This is a genomic window from Marinobacterium sedimentorum, assembly GCF_024267675.1.
GTDB classification, from domain to species: domain Bacteria; phylum Pseudomonadota; class Gammaproteobacteria; order Pseudomonadales; family Balneatricaceae; genus Marinobacterium_A; species Marinobacterium_A sedimentorum.
Genome location: NZ_JALDYX010000005.1, coordinates 86,462 through 110,397, shown reverse-complemented (window position 1 = coordinate 110,397; position 23,936 = coordinate 86,462). Strand labels below are relative to the sequence as shown.

Genomic DNA, 23,936 nt, shown 5'->3' with positions numbered 1-23,936 from the left:
ACAAGGTGCTGCTACGGAAAATTTACTCGCTGGTGCTCCTAAATTTCCGCAGAGCACGGCGTTAGCTGTAAAACATACTGAGAGATCGAAACTATATGAAAGTGTTTATAAGCTGGTCAGGCGATACTAGCAAAAAGGTTGCAGAGGCCATCCGAGAATGGCTGCCAACCGTTTTACAAACAGTGAAGCCATATTTTACTCCCAGTGATATAGAAAAGGGGACGCGATGGTCATCTGATATTGCACAAGAGCTAGATGATTCAATGGCAGGAATTTTTTGCGTTACTAGCCAAAATCTAAGCAGTCAATGGCTCATGTTTGAGGCCGGAGCAATATCTAAGAAAGTAGATCAATCGTTAGTATGTCCAATTTTAATTGGCTTAGACAATTCGGATATTAACGGTCCTTTGACCCAGTTTCAGACAACATTGTTTGAGAAATCAGATTTTCGTAGGCTTGTATCAGACCTTAACAAAGCTAACACTTCTAACACCTTAGAAGAAAGTGTACTCCATACAGTCTTCGAAAAATTTTGGCCGGAATTAGAATCAAAAGTCCAATTTATCATAGAGTCAACTCAAACTGGAGACAGTAAATCAGCCGATTTGCGTTCAGATAGAGAAATACTAGAAGAAGTTCTTGAATTATCTAGAGCATTAGCGATTCAAAAATCCGGCGGCTTTAAGGCACATAAAGAGCTATATCAGTTAATTTCAGAATTTTTATCGGCTTACGAAGTGATTTTCGATCTCGATTGGGAGCATACCAAATCGTGCTTAGAGGATAGCAAATATTTCATTTCCTCAAATGGAACATTTATCCACCCCAGGGTTAAAGACGAAGAAAATAACTGGGGTAATAGGCCAATGCTTCTAAATTCGTATCGGAGGCTGGTTGAGTACATTGAAAAAAACAATATTGACATCAATACTAGCCTTCACAACAGCTAACACCTATGGGCCGTCCCCACGTCAATAGGCATTAAAATATTCTAGGCTTTTCGCCCATTCTTGCTCTTTAACAATTTGATCTGCTTGCTTCGTATTTCCGGTCCGTTGACCGCCGATGAATGCGGCAACAAACACCTATTGAGGGTCTCTTATGCACCTGAGGTGCTGCCACGATCGGGCGTCCTGCCACGCCTGTGGGCCACTAGAAATAACTCGGTAACCCCGATCCTCCCATTCAAGAGGGTTGGATCATCCAGGATGTACCCGTTAGTCGGCGGGTTTGACCGGGGCGCACGCATACAAATCGTTAATCTCGGAAGCGGTCCGGCAGCCCATCTAATCAAGTCGCTCGGGTTATCCGGTGGCAACGATCAGGAGGGTTTAGAGGTCTGGCCTCAATGGCGTACCCATTTTTGGGTTCCCCCGTCATTATCGCTGGCACCGATCGATCCCCGTTAGGCGTGGAGCTTGGATTGCTGGTCCGCTTAACTTAGAAACTGTGCTTCATCAAACATTCGACCTCGTTTCAGCATGAAGTAGACTGCCCGGCCCAGCTTGTGTGCCAGGGCGGATAAGGCTTTGGCTTTGCTCATCCGTTTCTGCAGGTGCTTCAGGTACTGCTGTCCCTTGGCGTTGTTCCGCAGGTACAGCACAGCCGCCTCGGAAAAGGCCCACTTCAGATGGGCGTTACCGATTTTGGCGCCGGAGGTGCCATAGGTTTTACCGGCAGATTCAGCCTTGCACTTCACCAGGCGGGCGTATGAGGCAAACTGCTGAACCCGGTTAAAGCGATGGATATCGCCGATTTGGTACAGTATGGAGAGGGCCAGAATCTGACCGATGCCGGGTACCGAGCGCAAGATGACATACGCCTGGTACTCGTGTTGTCTGGCATGCTTGTCGATAAAGCCCTCCACTGAATTCAGTTCGCGGTCGTAGAAATCGATCAGGTGCAGATCCATGTCGACACTGCGCTGTACGCTGGGATCCTCGAAGCGGCCCTGCATCAGGGCGCGGTTTTGCACGTAACGCAGGTTCAGGTCGATGGGTTCCAGGTTGTACTGACTGTTGGTGTTCTTGATATGGGTCAGCAACTCAGCCCGCTTGCGCATCAGGTGCATCCGGCGACGCAGCAGATCGCGGGTAGCGCGCATGGGTTCCGGGTAGGTATAGGCCAGGGGAAACAGGCCGCTTTTGAGGAGCTTGGCGATTTTCAGCGAGTCGATCTTGTCGTTTTTGGCCTTGCCGCCATGGATTGCCCGCATATAGAGGGCATGCCCGAACAAACGGCAGGTTGAATTGTTGGCAGAGATCGGACACCCAGTACCAGCAATGCATGCATTCGACCCCGATGACGATGTCTTCGTGAATGTAGTGCGCCAGCAGGTCGATCAGGTCCATGCTGGTCGCGGGTATATTCCTGTGCACGCGTATCTGATCTTCGGTATCGAGGATGCAGACATAGAGAACCCGGGCATGCAGATCGATACCACAGTAATACCGATGATTTTTCGTATAGAATCTCATTAGCCTTCTCCGGTTTCGGTTTTGTCACCTCCAGCATAGGCCGCGGTCTATGCTGGGCGGAGAAGGCTCAATCAGTATCATGTAAATGCAGCCGACCGCTAAAGCGTCGGCTGATTTAGGCGTTTGTGCGTCAAGCGAAGCTTGATGCATCTTGCAGGGTGAAAGTCCCTGTCGGGTAAGGTTTAACCAGCCACCCGTATCGAGTGTTGCGCCTGTGGCGGAGCAGTTTTTTTTTGAGGCTGCGAACAAGACAGGTGAAGCGTACACAGAGAATCATGTAGGCCATAGGGGATTCCGTGTCCCTGAAGTGCTGGCGTCACTCCGATAATAAATAAAGTGCTGATTGACGAGGCTTGTAACACAGTCGAAGTCCATGGGTGACCCCGTTCTTGTTCATATACTGAAAAACGGATAGCCCTTTGATCTCGCACGAGAATTTCCATAATAACGATTTGGTTGAGGCAATGAGCACGTAGAGGGATGTTTATAAAACCATCAGACCATATTGCGCCGTAGCCTCAACCACCACATGAAACCGGCTTGTGTACATAATGTAGCTGATTTTCCTCTGACCTGAGCCAACAAAGGGTTCGGGAGACGACTTAGGCCAGTGTCTCCCATGCCTTGAACTATATGGGTGACTGGTGCGAATCGTTTTGATATCGCAACTAACCAAGAGAAAATCCGGGAGCAAGTGAGTCATCGTGTAAACGAAACAGATCAAATCGAGAGCATGTCAAAACATGTCGGGGGAGGTTTGGTGCTTGACCACCGTTGGCTAATGGGTGACCCCGTTCTTCAGTTCAAATTGAACCACCACTGGTCAGCAAACGTTTGATCTTATTGGATTGGTACTAGGGCGCGTGCTTTACGCGGGCGAATATATAACTGAGGAGCCGGATGCGGTAGTTCCGCACGTCCGGATCTGTGTGTGGGCGGCTCAGGTAACTGGCCGTTCTACCACGACCGTTTCCGAGGCAAAAATCAAAGTGAGTAGTATGAACAAGGAACTAAAAAATTTATATCTTTCTAAGTGGAAGCAATTGCTAGATGAAGCCAGTCGGTTAACAGTGAAAGCAGCTTACCCACTTTTGATAAAAGTGGATCAAGCGTATGTTGAAGCTGATATTAAAGTTATGATTGTCGGTCAAGAAACCGATGGCTGGCATGGTCAGTTAAATAGTGGTGAGCTTTCAGTTGAAAAATTGATGGACGGTTATTCAGACTACTTCAACCAACGTACAAAAAATGGAAAAAATAGAGGTAAGCGAGCCTTTTGGAATAGAAAGAACTATAAATACTTCGAGGAAGAACTAACCAACTATTATCCTAATAATAGTATTTCGTTTATTTGGAATAATATTTCGAAGATTGGTAATGATGGAAGAGGAAAGCCAAAACCATTGATAAGAAGCCTAGAGCGCAATAGTTTCAATATTTTCTCAAGCGAATTTAAAATTTTGAAACCAAATATTGTAATTTTTACTACTGGTAGCAGTAGAGACTCTTATATCAAGCATCATTTCGGAAATGACGTAAAATTTAACCCTAAACTGAGTCTTAGTGACGGTGTGCTCGCGGAAGAAACGTTAAATCTAATCGCAGAAATTAAACTACCACAATTACCATCAGTAAAAGCGGTTAGGATTGAACATCCAAATAGACGAACTTTAAGTAATTCTCTCACTTTAAAAGTACTTACGGGATTGCTGGAAAGTGAAAGATAACAAAGCAGGTCCGGGGTCAAAAGCAGGTCCGGGCTCAGGTCTTGTCTTTTGCTCCGGCTTCTTATCTGAGGGCAAACAGCAAGACCTGATCAATCATCTAGCCGACTCCCCCGCACCAGTCGTATCGTTGATACGTAACCATCGACGAACAGCCTGGAGAGAGGGCCGACTAATGAAACTTTATGCCGGTATCGATTTGCATTCAAACAACAGCGTCGTAAGTATTCTCGATAAAGCGGACCACATCGGCTTTTAGAGGCGCCTCGATAACGATCTGGAGCGTATCAAGTGCGAATTGGGAATTCCGGGGACAGTATACCTAGCTCGACGAGCTGTTACTGTCATCCGGTTTTATTCGCAAGTGAACCGCCACTAACAGGGTCATCCATCCTCTCATTCACCCTCCCAGCAAGGAGCACATTATGGCCTCTCAAACCCCGGTCAACGAGCAGATCACCGACGCCGTCACCCAGACCAACACCAAGGACATTGCCGAAGCCCCGGCAATGGCGATGGGCTCGATTTACCAGGCCCTGGCCCAGGCGACCGGTATCCTGTTCGAGAACGCTGTTTCCGCCCAGCAGCAGCAGAACGTCCTGATGCAGGCCGCGGCGAACCAGGGCGTGATACAGATCTACTCGGCGGACACGCAGGCGGGCGGCGGTGCCGAACAGCTGCAGGACCAGCTCCTGCAGAGTAAGGCCGAGCTCCACGCCGCGAGTGTGGGCGGCGTCAATTCGCAGGTTGTCGACTCGGTGAAGCTGAGCCTTCGTAGCGTGCTCGACAGTGCAGGGGACTTCTCCTTCTCGGTACGCAGCGCCGCCGAGGCGATGCAGGCCATGCTCGACGGCATCAGCACTGCCAGTCATCACGATGGTATGCGCACGCTGCAACTGGCTGCGACCGCGGCCTGCCTGCGTGCGATGATTGCCGACCCCGGCCAGGCCGATGCCTATATCAAAGTGTTGAACGAGATCCGCCGTCTGACCTGAGCGCAGAGCCGGCACGCCGACATCGAGCGCGTCCCGGGGCCGTCCGTTGGGGCCCCCGGCCAGGCTGGTGGAGCCCAGCCGCTGCACCTGACCCCCTGTATACCATGACCCCATGAATACCAGTACGCCGATGGCCTGGGCATAGCGCCGAATACGGGTTGGATTGATGACTACAATGGGTAGATCAGCTTGCTTGCAGGCGAACACAACGGCATGTTCATAGCGGCCAGCAGCTTCGGTAACGCTGCGTTTGATGTTGTGTATTTTGAGCACCTGGATGATCTTGTGGATGTACTCCCTATCGTTCGGGATCTGGAAATGGAGTGAATCAAATGTTTTTCGGAAGTGACTTCGACAAAACTCAAATAAAGACCAGCAACGCCGAAATTAATTTCGTGCACGGTGGTACAGGTAGTCCTCTATTGCTGTTGCACGGATATCCGCAGACCCACGTCATTTGGCACGAGGTTGCCCCCCGCCTTGCTCGTAATTTTCATGTTATTTGTCCTGACCTGCGCGGCTATGGAGACAGCTCAAAGCCACCTAGCACGCCAGATCACTACCCCTATTCCAAGCGTGCGATGGCTCAGGATATGGTCGAAGTGATGGGGGCTCTTGGATACAGTGAGTTTTCTGTGGCGGGTCACGATCGTGGGGCCAGAGTGACACATCGGATGGCCCTTGATTATCCTGAAAAAATCAAGAAAGCCTGTGTGATGGATATAGTACCGACCTACCACATGTTTAAGACGACTGACCAACATTTTGCCACAGGCTATTACCATTGGTTTTTCCTAATCCAGCCAGACGGGTTACCTGAACGCATGATCGGCGCTGACCCCGCATATTATTTTTCTGAAAAAATTAAGCGCTGGAGCGCGCCTGGTGCGGTGTTCGCAGATGCCGCAATGTCTGAGTACATTCGCTGTTTCAGTCAACCGGACGCTATTCACGCATCCTGCGAAGATTATCGTGCTGCAGCCAGCATAGATCTAAAGCATGATGAGGAGGATATGAACAAAAAGGTTGAATGCCCGCTGTTAGTCTTGTGGGGTGCAAGAGGATTTGTGAACTCTACCTACGATGTCCTGGGTGTTTGGAGCGAGCATGCCAAAAACGTGGAAGGCAGGGCCTTGGATTGCGGACATTTTCTACCAGAAGAAGCGCCTGGGGTTGTATTCAATGATTTACTGCGTTTTTTTGGTAGCGAGTAATGCCAGATGGCATACGCGAATTTTGACGGCGGCTTGCGAAATTTTCACTGGTACAGCTACCTGGAGTGGGACAATATCAAGCATATTAACCGCCCGATTAGTTTCTTAATTACACGCGAGGGAAAATGGCGATAACAAACATTCCAAATGCCATAATTGGGGTTGAAAAATACTTAGAAAATAAAACAGTCCCTGAACCGGACATCAGGGGGGGCGGGTCAGGTCTTGTTTTTTGCTCAGGCTTCTTATCTGGGGGGGAAAAAGAAAGACCTGGCCCGATGTATAAATGACCCATGTATAAAAAGTAACCCCGTGTATATTGGTTGTGAAAAACGTAGCGCAAGGTGTAACGGATAGATGATATGAAAAACATGGATGACTCGAAACGGCTAGCGCTCATTTCTGAAGCCTGAGTCACTTTCGAACGGAGGACGAAAACATGACGCAACAAGCCACAAAATCAGAGTTTTACGCGCGACTGCTTCGCCCCAAGGAATCGGGTGGCGGCAGCGCATGGGCTTTCGTCGTTCTGCCCCACGAAGCAAGTGCAAAGCTCCCGAGGCGGGGGCGTACAAGCGTATCGGGGGCGATTAATGGGCAAGCTTTTAAGGCCTTGCTCGAGCCGGATGGTCAAAAGGGTCACTGGCTACGTATCGGTGCAGATCTGCTGCAATCTTCAGGTGCAAGAATTGGTGACGATGTTCACTTCGAGATCATGGCAGTTGAACAGGAGCCTGAACCAAAGGTCCCTGATGATCTGTCCCAGGCTTTGGATGCCGCTCCGCAGTCCCGGGCTACGTGGGATGCAACAACAACAATAGCCCGCCTCGACTGGATTCACTGGATCACTTCGGCCAAACAGGCAAAGACACGCGCGAAGCGCATCAACGATGCATGTGACATGCTCGCCGCCGGGAAGAAGAGAGTTTGTTGTTTTGATCCATCTGGGTTCTACAGCAAGGCTTTCAGTGCACCGCAGCATGATGATTAGGCGAGCCCGTTCAGGGTGTAAGATGCGCGTACTGGCGGCGTTATGGCTTTCGAATCCTGAGCATGTTGTATGACATTAGCATTGCTTGGTGTTTTTGAGTTTGAGAATGGGCGAGTATGGAAACGAATTGACTTTAGCGTCATGGATAGTCTTTTTGAAAAAGGATATATCACTGACCCTAAGGGCAAAACCGAGTCTGTTTACTTAACAGAAGAAGGTATGCGGCTTGCCAAAGAGTTAGCAGCCAAACACTTTTCATCCTAGCAAGTAAATCGCTAACGATGCCCTCAAATTGTTCGCTTCGCTCACTATAACTGGCTAAAGTCAGCCCCTTGGCTTAAACGTCCAGTTTCACCCGCAGGATATTTTGTATTATATGGAGAAATTTAAAATTCTGGCGCTGTCGGGTAGTCTCCGAAAAGCGTCGTACAATTCAGCAGCAATAAATGCGATGAAGGTATTGGCTCCCAGCAATGTTGAGATAGTGATTGGAGAAATTGGTTGCTTACCTTTATTCAATCCAGATCGTGAGAGTGAGAATATTCCATCTCTGGAAAAATTAAGGGCATCTTTAAATGAATCATCTGGTTTAATATTGGCAAGCCCCGAATACGCACACGGAATTAGTGGGCCTTTAAAAAACGCTCTTGACTGGCTCGTAAGTGGAATAGAGTTCCCGTATAAGCCAATAATGCTTATAAATACATCTCCACGCGCAACTTATGCGCAAGAACATTTAAGGGAGGTTCTGGGAACTATGTCAGGTAACATCATTGAAAGCGCCTATGTTTCTATTCCATTACTGAGCAGTGGTTTGGGCTGTGATGGAATTATCGAAGACAGAGGTATCGCTGGCGCTTTACTGGCAGGTCTTAGTCAATTTTGTAGTGAAATCGAAGATCAATAAATTTACAATCGCGTCAATTAGGACGCTAACGCCTATTATTCAGGCGATAAGTTCTTGGAGTCATCGGTGAATATTAGGGAAATTGACGAGAAAGATCTTGAAGATGTTAGCGCAATCTGCATAGCTTCGTTTTCAGTATCAGTTGCAGGTACTTTGTCTGACGAAGGCGTTTCAGCCTTTTTAAAAATTGCGGCAAGCGACGCCTTCCTCAACAGAATGAAAGAAGATAATGTGATGCTTGTTGCAGAGTGTGATGGAAGGATCGAGGGTGTAATCGAACTGAAGGAAGGCCGTCACGTTGCCATGCTTTTTGTTGATCATGAGCATCAAAAGAAGGGTATTGGAAGGATGCTACTCTCATCAGCGCTGCATTATGTGAGGGCTGATACTGTAACCGTAAGAGCTTCTCTACCTTCTGTTCCAGCGTATAGGAAATATGGTTTCGAGTGTAAGGGGGATATAGCCGAATCAGCAGGCTTGGTGTATCAGCCTATGGAAATAAAACTTAAATGATTATGGATATAGAACCGACTTTTCGATTCGCAGGTTGAAACTTGTTATCGCAAAGGCACTTGCCCCAGGCAGTCAAGGTTAGAGAAAATCGGGTAGATGGAAATAGATACCCCGTCCCTTTCAGTTCATATATTGAACAAGGGTGAGTCGTTTGAGAAAACTAAGGAACCTATGAACAAGTCCCAGTTGTCCTCTGCGGGTCCTGAAGCGTGCAGCTGCTAGGCGCAGTGTGCAGGCAATACCCTAAAGGGCACCTTGGCCTTAGTCCTTGTCAAGCGCTGCAACAACGCAGATGCATGCTTCAGGGCCCGCCCTACGGGGCTTTCAGCGCGACCCGGACTCTTTGTTGCAGCTTCTCGACAGGCCCCGGCATGCTATCGAAACTGCGCCTCGATTCCGGATCGCGCTGAAAGCCAGAAACTCATTGGGACTTATTCATAGGTTCCCTACTGGCCTTGGTCGCTTTTGCCGGATGGACGTTTTATCAGAAGCCAACGGGTATTGCGGGTTCGGCCAGTTCCACCTCATTCGGGAACCCGCCGGCGGAAGAGTATCGTTTTGAAGCCGAGTCGCGTTTTTCCTGCGATGGTCGCCAGCACTGCAGTCAGATGACGTCACGCGAGGAGGCCGTATTTTTCATCAACAATTGCCCTAATACAAAGATGGACGGCGACAATGACGGGGTGCCCTGTGAAAATGATTCGCGCTTTTAGCTCGTGAACTCGTCAACCGTATTTCCACCTTCCATCACGGGAATCATATCAATGCTCCTGAGCCTCAAACGCGCGGCTATGGTTATCGCCATTTTTGTCAGTAGTGCTGTGGCGGTGGCGGGGCTGCCCGGTGTCGCAACCTTGCAGATGGATGTGCCGGAATGCGTGCAGCCATTGAGCGTGACAATCTGGTATCCGGCGAGGCAGGGCACGGAGGAAGGAATTCCGACACGCCGAGCCTGAGCAATTTTTGGCGTTGAGGTGAACTTCCGCCGGTGGCGGCGCGATACCTTAGGCCCCTCTGCTCGATCAGAAGCGTGACCCAATAGCGTGCGCGGACAGGCGTATCATTCATCCTGATACGAAAAACGCACCGCTATGGTGCTTTGTATTTCTGTTTATGATCTATTTTGGTGCGTTTTGGGAAAGTTTGTGCGCTTATTTGATGCGCCGCTCCGGATGTTTCCTGTTTTAGTACTTAATGTTAAAAATTAATTACATTAATTTCAAAGACTTATAATAATTTATTGTTTCATGCGCGAACTTTGGATCGCATTTTGCTTATTAGAAAGTAATTGGGTTTCTGCGTCTTGATGGCACCGGGTTGAACCCGGTCCTATGCACCAAAAAGAGGCCCCAGGACAACAACACAGGCAGAGCCCCCGAGCGGGACGCCTGTCCACACACTTTCACGGCATAAAGGGTATAAGCATGAGTGGCAATGCATCCAGACTCGCGGCAATCAACGCAATCACTAATGGCAAGGCCGTCAGTGTTGAGATGCCGGAACCGCTGAGTAAAATCTGGGCCTGCGATGTTTTCAGTCTCTCGAAGATGGAAGAGTCGCTGTCCAAGAATGCCTTCAAGGCGATGAAAAACACCGTACAGACCGGCGCACCGCTGGATCCTGCCACCGCCGACGTTGTTGCCGCGGCGATGAAGGACTGGGCGCTGGGCAAGGGTGCCAAGTTTTTCTCCCACATCTTCTACCCGATGACCAACGCCACGGCGGAAAAGCACGACGGCTTTATCGTGCCTAACGCCGAGGGCAATGCCATTACTGAATTCACCGGCAGCCTGCTGATCAAGGGCGAGCCGGATGGCTCTTCCTTCCCCAACGGCAGCCTGCGCATGACCAACGCTGCCCGCGGTTATACCGCCTGGGATCCGACCAGCCCCTGCTACATCATGCACACGGCGAACGGCCCCACCCTGATGATCCCCAGTGTCTTCATGTCCTGGACCGGGGAAGCGCTGGACAAGAAGATTCCGTTGCTGCGCTCCAACTCGGCCATGAACAAGGCGGCGCACAAAGTGCTGTCCCTCATGGGTGAAACCAATATTGCAACCCTGAGCGCAAGCTGTGGTGCCGAACAGGAATACTTCCTGGTTGATGAGCATTTTTCCGCTGCCCGGCCTGACCTGCGTCTGGCAGGCCGCACACTCTTTGGTGCGCCGCCGGCCAAGGGTCAGCAGTTTGATGACCATTACTTTGGTGCCATCCCCGAGCGCGTGCAGGTCTTCATGCAGGATTTCGAAGACCGCCTGTATCGGCTGGGCATCCCTGCCAAAACACATCACAACGAAGTGGCGCCGGGGCAGTTTGAGATTGCACCTTACTTTGAGTCGGCCAATATCGCGGCGGACCATCAGCAGCTGCTGATGACCGTGCTGAAAAATACCGCCAAGAAGCATGGCCTGCATGCGCTGTTGCACGAAAAGCCCTTCGCCGGCGTCAACGGCTCTGGCAAGCACGTCAACTGGTCCGTCGGCAACTCGACCCAGGGCAACCTGCTGGACCCAGGCAGCACGCCTGAGAAGAACCTGAACTTCCTGCTGTTCTGTGGCGCCGTGATCCGTGGTGTGCACCTGCATGGTCCCTTGCTGCGGGCCGTGATTGCTTCTGCATCAAATGATCACCGTCTGGGTGCCAATGAAGCGCCTCCGGCCATTCTGTCGGTCTATCTGGGCGATCAGCTGGAGAAGGTATTCACGGATATCCAGCAGGGCAACCTGGTGCCGAGCGAATGTGGCGGCGTGATGGACCTGGGTCTGGCGGAAATTCTCACCTTTACCCGTGATCCGGGCGATCGCAACCGTACTTCGCCGTTCGCCTTTACCGGCAACCGTTTCGAGTTCCGCGCCGTTGGCTCGTCGCAGTCGGTCTCCGGGCCGCTGGTGGCGATGAACGCCATGATGGCCGATTCCCTCAACTGGATTGCCGGCAAGCTTGAAGCTGCGCTTAATTCCGGCCTGGATCAGGGTTCGGCCGTTATTGCCGTGCTCAAGGAACTGATGGATGAGCATGGCAATGTGCTGTTCGGTGGTGATGGCTATTCGTCTGAATGGCACAAGAAGGCGGTTGAAGAGCGTGGTTTGAAAAACAACCCGACGTCCGCCGAAGCCCTGCCTGCCTTGCTGGAACAGTCTGTACAGGACCTGTTCAAGAACACGGGTGTGCTGTCGCCCGTTGAGCTGCAAAGCCGCTACGAGGTGTATTCCGAGCAATACCTCCTGTCGATCGAGCTGGAAGCCAAGTTGACGATGGATATAGCGACCACCTCCATCTATCCTGCAGCGATGACCTACCTGTCTGAACTGTGCGCCTCGATTTCCGGTGCTGCCGCCATGGGTATTGGTCTGGATAAGGGTGTTGCGAAAAAAGTGGCCGCCGAAGCGGATGCCATGATGCAGACCGTCGCTGCGCTGGCCGCCGCCACGGAAAAGCACGACTTCGCATCAATCGAGGCCCATATGCAGTACTGTGCCCACGAGATTCGCCCGCTGATGGACAAGGTCCGCAGCCACGGCGATAGCCTCGAAATGACCGTATCCGATGCGGCCTGGCCGTTGCCCAAGTACTCCGAGATGCTGTTTATCAGGTAAACCAGGCTAGAAAAAGAGGGAGGCTGCGAGCGGGGTGCCGTTAAGGTACGGGCTGCAAGCCGCTGAACAAACAAAAAGGCCCCGGGCGACCTTTGCATAAAGGGCGTGCCGGGGCTTTTTTGCGTCTGGCAGGCGAACTCTCACATGCGCTGCCCAGGCGGGCTATTTGCCCAGTGCGTCGAGCAGTGCCTGAGCCGTTGCTTCGGATGAGCCCGGGTTTTGCCCGGTGATCAGCAGGCCGTCGGTTTCGACGTGGGAATGCCAGTCGTCGGCTTTGGTGTACAGGCCGCCGTTGGCACTGAGCATGTCTTCCACCAGGAAAGGTACGATCTTGGTGAGGCCGACGGCGTCTTCTTCGCTGTTGCTAAAACCGGTCACTTTTTTGCCGGCAACCAGGGGTTTGCCATCCGTGCCCCGGGGGTGGCGCAGCACCGCCGGGGCGTGGCAAACGGCGGCGATGGGTTTGGCGGCGCGGTTGAGTGCTTCTATCAGGGCGATGGAGTCCTTGTCTTCCGCCAGATCCCACAGCGGACCATGGCCGCCGGGGTAAAACACGGCGTCATAGTCGGCGGGGTTGATGGTGCCGAGCTTGAGGGTGGTGGCCAGTTGCGCCTGGGCGCCGGGGTCCTGTTCAAAGCGGCGGGTGGCGTCGGTCTGGAAGTCCGGCACATCGCTCTTGGGGTCCAGCGGTGGCTGGCCGCCGGCGGGGGAGGCCAGGGTCAGGGTCGCGCCGGCATCCTTGAGAAGATAATAGGGGGCGGCGAACTCCTCGAGCCAGAAGCCGGTTTTCTCGCCGCTGTCGCCCAGGCGATCGTGGGAGGTCAATACCATCAGTATGTTCATATCCTGATTACTCCTGAAGAAGGTGGGTGGAGGCCCGTGTTTTTACGGGTTTAGGTGTCGGAAGACCGGTGGGGTATTCATTGTCGGTGCACTGCGCCATCTCGCTGCATCTGGGACAGGATCCCCGCTGTTCAGTAAGGGTAGTGCCGCATTGCACGATATGCCTTAGAGGCGGCCATAATAATGGTGATGCGTCGGGATGGCCGGTTCCGGTAGTCGCAGTCAGGCAGGAGAGGGCCGCTGTCTGGGATCTTGGTGGCTGTATGTGTTTTGTTGCCAAATGATAGGGCGTCTGGATGCGCAGGCACCCACAGGTTGTGGTCTTCGTGGTTGTTGTCTATGGTAAGTTATTGTAATTGAATGATTTATATTAATAAAAACAGCGTATGACAATAAAGTCATGCGATGCCTTGTTGCTAACAATGTCATTGCGATGTTCAGGGCCGCCCAGCGCTGAATGCTCTTTGATGAAACAGGAGTCCGCCATGAAGAAGTCTCTCGCAGCAGCCGTTTTTATTGTGGCTGCGTCCTCGGGTTATGCCGCTGCAGACTGCGGCAAGGTCACGATCGCAGACATGAACTGGAGTTCGGCGACGCTGATTGCCAATGTTGACCGTTTCATACTTGAACATGGCTTCGGCTGTGCCGCAGAACTGGTGCCCGGCGATACCATGCCCACCGCCACCTCCATGATGGAGAAGCAAGAGCCGGATATAGCCCCGGAGCTCTGGACCAACTCATTCCAGGCCGCGCTGGACAAGGCCGTGGCCGAGGGGCAGCTGAAGGTGGCTGGCAAGGTGCTATCCGAGGGGGGCGAAGAAGCGCTCTGGGTGCCCCGATACATGGTCGACAAGGACCCGAGCCTGGCCACCATTGAAGGCGTAAAAGCCAACGTCAAGCTGTTTACCCACCCCGAAGATCCGGAGCGTTCTGCCCTGATTGGCTGTCCGGCGGGTTGGGGTTGTCAGATGGTGGTGAATAACCTGTATCGTGCCCTCAAGCTGGAAGACGCGGGTTTCGAACTGATTGATCCGGGCTCGGCGGCCGGGCTCGATGGCTCCATTGCCCGAGCGTATGAACGCCAGGAGGCCTGGCTGGGCTACTACTGGGCGCCAACGGCCATTCTCGGCAAATACGACATGGTAAAGGTTGATTTTGGCAGTGGCGTCGACAAGGAGCACTTCCTGAGCTGCACCACCAAGGAAGACTGTCTTGAACCCAAGGTGACCATGTGGCCTGAATCACCGGTGTACAGTTACACCACTTCGGAATTCGCCAAAAGCCACCCCAAGGAGTTTGAATATCTGGCCACCCGGTCTTTCAGCAACAGCGATCTGAACAAGCTGCTGGCCTGGATGGAAGACAATCAGGCCGATGGCGAGATCGCCATGGCGCACTTCCTTACAGAACGCGAAAGCACCTGGTCCGCCTGGCTGGAGCCCGAGGTCGCTGCCAGGGTCAAGGATGCGCTGGGCAAGCTGTAAAGCACTTGACCGCTAAATACCGCAGGCGCAGGGAGACAGCCTGCGGTGTGGCCTGATCCACAGCACAGGATACCCTTTATGGCCGGTGAATCTTGGCTAACCGAATTTCCCCAAATGAGCCGCGAAGGCCTGCTTGCTATCCGCAAGTCCCTCGACGCCACCTACCGTGATTTTTCCCGCGAGTACGGTGACACGATCGAGTCACTCTTTGACCCGCTGCTCAGCTTTCTTATCTGGTTTGAAAAGCTTCTGCTGAATACCCCCTGGCCGCTGATTATCATTGCGATCACGGCGCTGGCCTATGTTGCATCCCGTTCCTGGAAACTGTCCCTGGGGGTTGTGGTGTCCTTTCTGCTGATCGGCTATTTTGGCATGTGGGAAGACACCATGCGTACCCTCAGCATTATTACCGTCTGCACCTTGCTGTCGATTGCGCTGGGTATTCCGGTGGGCATTATGATGGCGCGCTCCGATCGGGTGCAGTCCACGGTCACGCCCTTGCTGGATATCATGCAGACCATGCCGGCCTTTGTGTACCTTATACCGGTGGTCATGCTGCTGGGTATCGGCCGGATTCCGGGCGTGATTGCCGTGGTGATCTATGCCATACCGCCGGTTATCCGACTCACCAACCTGGGGATTCGGCTGGTGGATCGCGAAGTGCTGGAGGCGGCGACATCCTACGGTGCCAGCCCCACTCAGCGCCTGATGGGTGTGCAGCTGCCACTGGCCATGCCGACCATCATGGCGGGTATTAACCAGACCATCATGATGTCTCTGGCCATGGTGGTTATCGCCTCCATGATCGGCGTCAAGGGGCTGGGGCAGCCGGTGCTCAAGTCCATCACCAATCAGTACTTTACCCTGGGTCTGTTTAACGGCCTGGCGATCGTTGCGCTGGCGATTATCTTCGACCGTGTTTCCCAGGCCTATGCCAGGCGCACCCAGAAGCACATGGAGGGCTCGGACCATGGCTGAGACACTGGTAAAAATTGAAAACCTGTACAAGGTGTTCGGCGCCAATCCGGCGTCGGTCATTCCGCTGGTGGAGGCCGGCCAGAGCAAGGATGAAATCCTCGCCGCCACCGGTCATACCCTGGGGCTGCAGAACATCAATCTGGATATCGGCAAGGGTGAGATCTTTGTCATCATGGGGCTGTCGGGTTCCGGCAAGTCGACGCTGATCCGGCATTTCAATCGTCTGATTGACCCCACCCAGGGCCACATTTTCGTGGATGGCGTGAATGTGATGAAATTATCGGCCCGGGAGCTGCAGGACTTCCGGCGTCACAAGATGTCCATGGTGTTTCAGCGCTTTGGTCTGCTGCCGCATCACAGCGTGCTGGAGAACGTCGGCTATGGCCTGAGCATCCAGGGTCTTGGCAAGGACAAGGTGCGGGAGAAGGCCATGCACTGGCTCGAAGCCGTGGGCCTTGGCGGTTATGAGGATCAGTATCCGTCGCAGCTCTCCGGCGGTCAGCAGCAGCGGGTGGGCCTGGCCCGGGCACTCTGTACCAATGCCGAAATCCTGCTGATGGACGAGGCCTTCTCGGCGCTGGACCCGCTGATCCGGCGCGAGATGCAGGATCAGCTGATCAGCCTGCAACATAAGCTGCACAAGACCATTATCTTCATTACCCATGATCTGGATGAAGCGCTGCGCCTGGGGGACAAGATTGCCATCCTGCGCGACGGCAAGCTGATTCAGGTGGGCAATCCCGAGGATATACTGCTGCATCCTGCGGACGACTACGTTGAGGCCTTCGTGCATGACGTGAACCGAACCAAGGTGCTGACGGCCGCCCATGTGGTGAACAAGACGCTGCTGACCCTGACCGGGCGCACTTCGCCGCAGCAGGCACTGGATAAAATCCGCGAACGCCATGGCGATTATGCCTGTGTACTCGATGGCAAGAGCCTCAAGGGCATCATCACCCTGCGGGAAGCCGGGCGGGCCCTGAACGAAGGCGCCGGCAATATTGCCGATTACGTCAGCAATGTGAGCTGTGTGCCCGACAGCGCAGAACTTGAAGCCCTGCTGCCGCGCCTGCTGGTGGGGAAAGATGACCAGCCTATAGGCGTGACCAACGCGGAAGGCGAGTTCACCGGCATGGTAAGCCGGCGCCGGATGGCGGAGTTTGTCTCTTAAAAGGAAGGTAAAAGGTAAAAGGGGCAAGGCATACGAAGCAGTGTTACAACCTGAACACAACGCTGACAGGGTGGTGCAAACGCCATGCTGTCGGCGTTTTTGTTTAGGGGCCCAAGGCTCTATTTTTACTGCAATCCAATGGCGTACACTGCGGCTGGGCGAGAGGCGAAAGCAGGAGCGCGGGAAAGCGTCGCTCAATTCCACCGTATTCAATGGACTTAAAAAAAGAGGTGAACGTGACTAATTTGATCAGCGCGCTTGAGCAGCAGGAACAGGCTCTGGTATTTGGCGGTTTCGATGAAGATACGGCCTTTGCAGTCGGTAATGCGCTGCGGGAAAAGGCGGCGGCGAGCCAGGCACCGGTGGTGATTGATATCCGTACAGCCAACCGCCGGCTGTACTTCGCGGCCCTGCCGGGCTCAGCGCCGGACAACGACGAGTGGGCGCGTCGCAAGGCTAATATGGCGCTGCGCAAGCAGTGCTCGTCCCTGCTGTGCGGCGAGCGCCTGAAGTCCTCTGGTGAGAGTGTGGGGCAGGATATGGGGCTGGATCCGCTGGACTATGCCGCCCACGGCGGCAGCTTCCCGGTGCGGGTAACGGGCGTCGGCGTTGTTGCGGTAATCACCGTATCGGGCCTGCCGTCCCGCGATGATCACGAACTGATTGTCCGTGTGCTCGCCAGGCACCTGGATGTGGACAGCATCAGTCTGGATGCGCTGATGGGGGCTTAAGCCTGGGCCTGTTCTTTGGGTGCAGCTCTGCACTATTAACCTGGCGAAAAATAGCGAGGGAACCTATTTGTCGCTCAGGTTAAGATAAAGTTTCTTGTGGCGAATATTACATGGACGTTTAGAGTCTCATTGTGATTGACATATAAGCTATTATGTATGTGGCTTAATGATAAAAATTGGTTAACTGAAATGACTGATGACACAAATAATTTATTGCAGCGTGGTCTGAATAATATTCAGCCCCCTTTTTCAAATTTTATCCGTGCTCAGACAACATCCAGTATTTTTCTTCTGGTCGCCACTATCGCAGCCCTGTGGTGGGCAAATTCAGACTATTCTTCTGTCTATCAGAACCTGACACATATAGAACTTGGTTTTTTTCTGGGCGATTTCGAACTGAAATCTTCGCTTAAACACATTATTAATGATGGCTTGATGGTCATATTTTTCTTCCTTATCGGGCTTGAAATCAAACGTGAAGTACTCGCCGGTCATCTTGCTTTGTCAGAAAAAAGACGCATGTTGATTCTTTGTGCTGTCGGTGGAATGATTTGTCCTGCTGTAATTTACGCCCTGTTCAACTGGTCACTTGATTCACAGACTGGATGGGGCATCCCGATGGCGACAGATACGGCATTTGCGTTAGGTGTACTCACCTTGGTTAGAAAACACATTCCTACTAGCCTAGTAGCGTTTATCGTGGGTCTTGCCATTGTCGACGATGTCGGCGCTATACTGGTCATTGCATTATTCTATACACAGAACATATCTGTACTATTTTTATTCATCTCATTTGCTCTGATCGCGTTCTTGGCCGTGGCTAATTATGCAGGTGTCCGCTGGCCGATTTTTTATATCTTCGTAGGAGTTGCGGCCTGGTGGATGATGCTTAAATCCGGTGTTCATCCCACTTTTGCAGGCGTCGCGATTGCTTTGACAATACCGGCGCGGCCAATGTTGGCACCTGGTGATTTACTCGATAAGGCGAAAACAAAAATTAACTCAATGCAAAAACATGAAGATGAAGTCGATGTTCTCGGTAGTCGTCAAGATCATGAGCAAGTGCTGGAAATACGTGATTTTGCGGAACGCGCCAGCACACCCCTGCGCCGTTGGGAAGATGCGCTGGATGTCCCCGTTGCATTGTTTGTCTTGCCACTCTTTGCTCTGGCCAATGCCGGCGTGGAGTTTAGCTTAAGCTCATTTATCGAAAGCCTTCAACACCCGATTGGATTGGGTATTGTAACTGGACTGGTAATCGGAAAATTTGTTGGAATTTCAGGTGCATGCTGGCTTGGCCTGCGATACAAGATTGGGTGTTTGCCGGATGGCATTAATATTCAACACGTAATAGGTGTTTCACTTATCGCCGGTATAGGCTTTACCATGTCCACATTTATAGCGACGCTGGGCTTTGATACGCAACCAGAACATCTCCATAATGCTAAAACATCGATTTTGTTCGCCTCGGTTCTCGCTGCAATTCTTGGTGTGCTATATATCCGGTTCGTTTCTACAAGAAAATAAATAATACTTGATTCGATACTAGAAACATCATGAATAAGTTGAAATGTATTTTCTAATGGCAAGGATGTAGCAGTTGATGAAGATAAATATGTATCTATAGGATTATTTTGTCACTGTGGCTATTAACCCAGGCGGACAAACAGGTTCCCTGCCTGTTTGCCCGTTATGTACACTAAGTACGGTCTCTTACTTTTTCTCCTGCAAACTAATAATGTCAGCCATCCCTGGCGGTCATGTCACTGGCGCTTTAACCCACGAGAATGGGCGCAGGTACCCGGACAGGCTGGGCTCTATGTATTGACCTGCCGGGTTAAATTGTCCTGCTCGGGCCATTGCTTGATATACAGGTCCTGCTTGGCGTAGGGGATTTCTACCGCGTGTTGATTGAACAGTTTGTAAATCGCGACATTGAGATCATGGGATATGCGGCCCCTGTCCTGGGGGTGTCGAATCCAGCACATCAGATTGAAATCAAGACTGGAGGCGCCAAAGCCGCGCAGGCGCACTCTGGGTTCCGGCGAGGTGCAGACTTCAGGGTGTTCCATGCCGGCCTGCATCAGCAGTTCGCCCACCTGATCAACATCGGAACCATAGGCGACGCCGATCACAATGCGAATACGGACATTCAAAGGCCCGCCGCTTTCATTGATGATCTTTGCGTTGGCAATTACGCCGTTGGGGATGGTGATTTCCACATCATCGCGGGTCAGCAGGCGGGTGCTGCGCAGGCCGATGGCGCAGACCTTGCCGCGCTCGCCGGTATCCAGGTTGATGTAGTCGCCGATCTTGTATGGCGCGTCGGCGACAATGAAAAAGCCGGAGAACAGGTTGGCCAGCGTATCCTTGGCGGCAAAGCCCACGGCGATACCGACTATACCGGCTGAGGCAAGCCATCCAGCCGGGTTGATACCCCATATCATCAGCAGTATGTAGCTGCCGATCATGATGATGACCAGCTTGCTCGTGAGGTCGAACAGGGGCACGGTTTTGCTATCGACGAGCTTGAAGCGGTTTTCCCCGCTCAGGGTATCGAGCAGCAGGGTGGAGATGCGGAACGCCGCAGTCATCCAGCTGATGGTGATCAGCGAAAACAGCAGATTGACGGCTACATTGCCCAGCGGCATGTTGATGACGCTGACGGCGAGTGACAAGCCAAAAAAGAAGACGGTCACAAACACCGGTTTGCGCAAATATTGCAGCGCGGTGTTGTCCACCGGTGACTTGTTCAAGCCGATGACCCGCCCGATGACATTGGTCAGCAGGGAACGAAAGCAAACCCCCAGCACATAAAACACCAGCGCGATCAGAAGCGATCCCAGTACGGGGTTTTGTGAAACCAGTTCCCAGGCTGGCAGCGCTGAATCCGGCAGGAAGTCCGTAATTTCCAGCAACAGCTCGCTGAGTGAAATTTCAGGCGCACTCGCTTGGGTTTCTGCCGCAACGTCTTCTGGCATGATCGGGTCTCTGTCTGGCGAAAATATGTATTTTTATAAAAAGATTTTTTACCGCTTTGCCGGGCTGCTTCTCTGCCGACGGCGCTGCGGATTCCATCGACTGGATTCTACAGTAGTCCTGATGCCATAAGGAGCTAACCTGAGCCATGATGACCATGAGGAATAGCCAGGTGAACCGGGTTGTCTGCCAGGCTAAGCGCGCATCACAATGCTGCAAGACGGGTCATGCAGAAAAACTATCGCATTGATCAGGATAAACAATTTAAACCAAGGGCACTGAGTTGGTATACCTTGTTAACACGCAGTGGCGATGAGTCAGTGTTACCAATGCAGCTAGCAGCCTGTCGGACTTAACACTGATCTACTGCGCAAAAGCCGCTTCTCTTGTACTAAGAGGGGGCATTTTAGGTGCTCTTTAGAGAACCACCCTGCACTAGCTACTTCGCTGTAGGGTGCCCGGTGGGCAGCTAGCGCTGTGTAAATCGGCAATCCTGCCGCCTTCTTGCGTTAAAAGAGCTCAAAGCTGCCTCAAAACGGACTTCGCCTCGCTACCATCGGTCAAGATGACAGGCTGCTAGAACAGGAGTTAGACATGAGCGCAAATAACAACGATACCGGTGCCACAGGCAAGTGCCCGGTCATGCATGGATCTCGCACCAGCTTGGGTGACAGGGGCACCGCAAACCTCCACTGGTGGCCAAACCAACTGAATCTCAGGATTCTGCACCAGAACACGTCTGACATGAGCCCGATGGGCGAGGACTTCAGTTACGCGGCCGAATTCAGGACGCTCGACCTGCAGGCGGTGAAAAAGGATCTTCATGCGCTGATGACGGACTCCCAGGACTGGTGGCCAGCCGACTACGGTCACTACGGGCCCTTCTTTATCCGGATGGCGTGGCACAGCGCGGGAACCTACCGTATCGGTGACGGCCGTGGTGGTGCAGGCTCAGGCGCACAGCGTTTCGCACCGCTCAACAGCTGGCCGGACAACGCCAACCTCGACAAGGCGCGTCGCCTGCTCTGGCCGATCAAGCAAAAGTACGGCAACGGGCTTTCATGGGCCGACCTGATAATTCTGGCGGGTAACGTTGCCCTGGAGTCCATGGGATTCAAGACCTTCGGCTTCGGCGGCGGCCGCACCGACATCTGGGAGCCGGAAGAAGATATCTACTGGGGGGCTGAGGAGGAATGGCTGGCCACGAGTGACAAGCCCAACAGTCGTTACTCCGGTGAACGCGAGCTGGAAACCCCACTCGCTGCCGTTCAGATGGGCCTGATTTACGTCAATCCGGAAGGCCCGGATGGCAACCCGGATCCGCTTGCGTCAGCCCTCGATATCCGTGAGACCTTTGCCCGGATGGCCATGAACGACTACGAGACCGTCGCACTGACGGCCGGTGGTCACACCTTCGGTAAAACCCACGGCGCGGGCGATCCGGAGGTCCACGTGGGCGCTGAGCCAGAGGCCGCTCCCATGGAAGAGATGGGTCTGGGCTGGAAAAACAGCCTGGGCACCGGCAAGGGTGAATATGCCATCACCAGTGGCCTGGAGGGCGCCTGGACCCCGACCCCGACGCAGTGGGACATGAGCTACTTCGACACCCTGTTCGGCTACGAATGGGAACTGACCCGTAGCCCGGCCGGTGCTCAGCAGTGGACCCCCACGGATGAGTCCGCAAAAGATACGGTGCCGGATGCCCACAATCCGAGCAGGCGTCATGCGCCCATGATGTCGACCGCGGACATGGCCATGCGGGAGGACCCTGAGTACCGCAGGATCTCCTTGCACTTCCAGGCGAACCCGGACGAGTTCGCAGACGCTTTTGCGCGGGCCTGGTACAAGCTGACGCACCGCGATATGGGCCCCATTGCGCGTTACCTCGGCCCGGAAGTACCGGCAGAAGTGTTGATCTGGCAAGACCCGGTTCCGGTGCCAGAGCATGATCTGATCAGCACGCAGGACATTGCTGAACTCAAGGGCAAGGTTCTGGCGTCCGGTCTGTCCGTATCGGAGCTGGTTGCAACCGCCTGGGCATCGGCGTCCACCTTCCGTGGCTCTGACAAGCGTGGCGGTGCAAACGGTGCGCGCATTCGCCTGGCGCCGCAGAAAGACTGGGACCTGAACCAGCCTGCGCAGTTGGCGAAAGTGCTTCAGACCCTGGAGGCTGTCCAGAAAGCTTTCAATGATGCCCAGTCTGGCAACACACGGGTGTCGATGGCAGACCTGATCGTGCTGGGGGGCTGCGCCGCCATAGAGAAGGCGGCAAAAGACGCAGGGCACAACCTTGAGGTTCCGTTTACCCCGGGACGTACCGACGCCTCGCAGGAGCAAACCGATGTGGAGTCCTTTGAGCCGCTCAAGCCGGATGCTGATGGTTTTCGTAACTTTCGCCGGACCAAATTCACCGTATCGGATGAGGCGATGCTGGTGGACAAGGCGCAGCTGCTGCAACTGAGTGCACCTGAAATGGCCGTTCTCGTGGGGGGTATGCGGGTGCTGGATGCCAACTATGGCAAGGCACAGGAGGGGGTGTTTACCAAGCGTGCCGAGACTCTGAGCAACGACTTCTTCGTCAACCTGCTTGATATGAATACCGAGTGGACGCCGGCCGAAGGCGATGAAGATGTGTTTGAGGGGCGTGATCGCAAGACGGGCAATGTGAAGTGGACGGCTACGCGTGTCGACCTCGTCTTCGGTTCCAACTCCCAGTTGCGGGCTCTGGCCGAAGTCTATGCACAGGACGGCGCGCAAGAGCAGTTTGGGCGTGATTTCGTCGCGGCCTGGAACAAGGTGATGAACGCGGATCGTTTCGATCTGACCTGACCCAGGCCGTTAGCAGCCTGTCGGACTTGACCGATCGTAGCGAGGGAAAGTCCGTTTTGAGGCAGTTTTTGAGCTCTTTTGAGACGAATAGTGGTTCTATTTAACACTTGGAACGCAGTGAAAAGAACCGCTTTAGCGGGGTCGCAGACCGAGGAGCGCCAGGGATGGCTTGAATGCAGTTTTTGCAGGAGCAAAAAACTGCCCCTTGTGCCCGCGGTATGACCGCCATGGATGGCGGAAATCCTGAAAACGCAGGAGCAGTTTTCAGGGGACCGCCATGGATGGCGGAAATCCTGAAAACGCAGGAGCAGTTTTCAGGGGACCACCAGGGATGGTGGGAATATTGTTATTGCAGGAGCAAATAACAATGAAGTACATCCATGTACACGCCGTTCCTGCGCATCCATGCGCCCACGGCATACCGTTCATCCTGAACATAAAAAAGGGGGCGAACTTGCGTTCGCCCCCAGGGGTTAATGTGCACTCAGGAGGTGCGGTTGG

The 23,936-nt window shown here is 53.1% G+C and carries 18 protein-coding genes and 1 pseudogene; 16 read left to right on the top strand and 3 right to left on the bottom strand.

Features of this window, described 5'->3' with window-relative positions:
* Window positions 1-95 precede the first annotated feature (95 nt).
* The gene (locus tag MRS74_RS07010) at window positions 96-950 is read left to right on the top strand and encodes a TIR domain-containing protein (protein WP_254579560.1); all 855 of its coding nucleotides are present in this window, start codon (window positions 96-98) and stop codon (window positions 948-950) included.
* A 485-nt stretch (window positions 951-1,435) separates the two neighbouring features.
* On the opposite strand, the pseudogene MRS74_RS07005 reads toward MRS74_RS07010, so the two are convergent.
* Window positions 1,436-2,477: pseudogene (locus MRS74_RS07005) on the bottom strand (IS110 family RNA-guided transposase).
* Window positions 2,478-3,475: 998 nt separating this feature from the next.
* Between MRS74_RS07005 and MRS74_RS07000 the strand changes: the two are divergent.
* From MRS74_RS07000 to MRS74_RS06960, 9 genes are all read left to right on the top strand, one after another.
* The gene (locus MRS74_RS07000; RefSeq protein ID WP_254579559.1) at window positions 3,476-4,204 is read left to right on the top strand and encodes a hypothetical protein; all 729 of its coding nucleotides are present in this window, start codon (window positions 3,476-3,478) and stop codon (window positions 4,202-4,204) included.
* A gap of 422 nt (window positions 4,205-4,626) precedes the next feature.
* A complete protein-coding gene (locus MRS74_RS06995; protein ID WP_254579558.1) occupies window positions 4,627-5,196 on the top strand; it encodes a RebB family R body protein in 570 nt (189 codons plus the stop codon).
* A gap of 332 nt (window positions 5,197-5,528) precedes the next feature.
* Window positions 5,529-6,410, top strand: a complete 882-nt coding sequence (locus MRS74_RS06990) for an alpha/beta fold hydrolase (protein WP_254579621.1) — start codon at window positions 5,529-5,531, stop codon at window positions 6,408-6,410.
* Between the two features lie 439 nt (window positions 6,411-6,849).
* Window positions 6,850-7,401: a YdeI/OmpD-associated family protein gene (locus MRS74_RS06985; protein WP_254579557.1), complete on the top strand. Its 552-nt coding sequence runs from the start codon at window positions 6,850-6,852 to the stop codon at window positions 7,399-7,401.
* Window positions 7,402-7,470: 69 nt separating this feature from the next.
* Complete coding sequence (locus MRS74_RS06980) at window positions 7,471-7,665, top strand: DUF6429 family protein (RefSeq protein ID WP_254579556.1); 195 nt, start codon at window positions 7,471-7,473, stop codon at window positions 7,663-7,665.
* A gap of 112 nt (window positions 7,666-7,777) precedes the next feature.
* The gene (locus MRS74_RS06975) at window positions 7,778-8,308 is read left to right on the top strand and encodes an NADPH-dependent FMN reductase (RefSeq protein ID WP_254579555.1); all 531 of its coding nucleotides are present in this window, start codon (window positions 7,778-7,780) and stop codon (window positions 8,306-8,308) included.
* 66 nt (window positions 8,309-8,374) lie between these two features.
* Window positions 8,375-8,821, top strand: a complete 447-nt coding sequence (locus MRS74_RS06970) for a GNAT family N-acetyltransferase (protein WP_254579554.1) — start codon at window positions 8,375-8,377, stop codon at window positions 8,819-8,821.
* Between the two features lie 455 nt (window positions 8,822-9,276).
* Window positions 9,277-9,534, top strand: a complete 258-nt coding sequence (locus tag MRS74_RS23990; protein ID WP_256557833.1) for an excalibur calcium-binding domain-containing protein — start codon at window positions 9,277-9,279, stop codon at window positions 9,532-9,534.
* Between the two features lie 711 nt (window positions 9,535-10,245).
* Window positions 10,246-12,420, top strand: coding sequence for a glutamine synthetase III family protein (locus tag MRS74_RS06960; protein ID WP_254579553.1), 2,175 nt, complete (start codon window positions 10,246-10,248; stop codon window positions 12,418-12,420).
* A 162-nt stretch (window positions 12,421-12,582) separates the two neighbouring features.
* Here the strand turns inward: MRS74_RS06960 and MRS74_RS06955 are convergent, their stop codons facing one another.
* Window positions 12,583-13,263 carry a type 1 glutamine amidotransferase domain-containing protein gene (locus tag MRS74_RS06955; RefSeq protein WP_254579552.1) on the bottom strand — a complete coding sequence of 227 codons (681 nt, stop codon included), beginning with the start codon at window positions 13,261-13,263 and terminating at the stop codon, window positions 12,583-12,585.
* 485 nt (window positions 13,264-13,748) lie between these two features.
* Here MRS74_RS06955 and MRS74_RS06950 point away from each other — a divergent pair, with 485 nt between their 5' ends.
* The 5 genes from MRS74_RS06950 (at window position 13,749) to nhaA (ending at window position 19,154) form a co-directional block, all read left to right on the top strand.
* On the top strand, window positions 13,749-14,747 hold the full coding sequence (locus MRS74_RS06950) for an ABC transporter substrate-binding protein (protein WP_254579551.1): 999 nt from the start codon (window positions 13,749-13,751) through the stop codon (window positions 14,745-14,747).
* A gap of 78 nt (window positions 14,748-14,825) precedes the next feature.
* Window positions 14,826-15,725 carry an ABC transporter permease gene (locus tag MRS74_RS06945; protein WP_254579550.1) on the top strand — a complete coding sequence of 300 codons (900 nt, stop codon included), beginning with the start codon at window positions 14,826-14,828 and terminating at the stop codon, window positions 15,723-15,725.
* Complete coding sequence (locus tag MRS74_RS06940; protein ID WP_254579549.1) at window positions 15,718-16,896, top strand: quaternary amine ABC transporter ATP-binding protein; 1,179 nt, start codon at window positions 15,718-15,720, stop codon at window positions 16,894-16,896. Before MRS74_RS06945 ends, MRS74_RS06940 begins: the two co-directional genes overlap by 8 nt.
* A gap of 236 nt (window positions 16,897-17,132) precedes the next feature.
* Window positions 17,133-17,627, top strand: coding sequence for a heme-degrading domain-containing protein (locus MRS74_RS06935; RefSeq protein ID WP_254579548.1), 495 nt, complete (start codon window positions 17,133-17,135; stop codon window positions 17,625-17,627).
* Window positions 17,628-17,816: 189 nt separating this feature from the next.
* Entirely contained in the window at window positions 17,817-19,154 is a 1,338-nt protein-coding gene (gene nhaA, locus MRS74_RS06930; protein WP_254579547.1) for a Na+/H+ antiporter NhaA, read from the top strand.
* Window positions 19,155-19,444: 290 nt separating this feature from the next.
* Here the strand turns inward: nhaA and MRS74_RS06925 are convergent, their stop codons facing one another.
* A complete protein-coding gene (locus MRS74_RS06925; RefSeq protein WP_254579546.1) occupies window positions 19,445-20,608 on the bottom strand; it encodes a mechanosensitive ion channel family protein in 1,164 nt (387 codons plus the stop codon).
* Between the two features lie 592 nt (window positions 20,609-21,200).
* On the opposite strand from MRS74_RS06925, the gene katG reads away from it, so the two are divergent.
* Window positions 21,201-23,435, top strand: coding sequence for a catalase/peroxidase HPI (gene katG, locus MRS74_RS06920; protein WP_256557832.1), 2,235 nt, complete (start codon window positions 21,201-21,203; stop codon window positions 23,433-23,435).
* The last annotated feature ends 501 nt before the right edge of the window (window positions 23,436-23,936 follow it).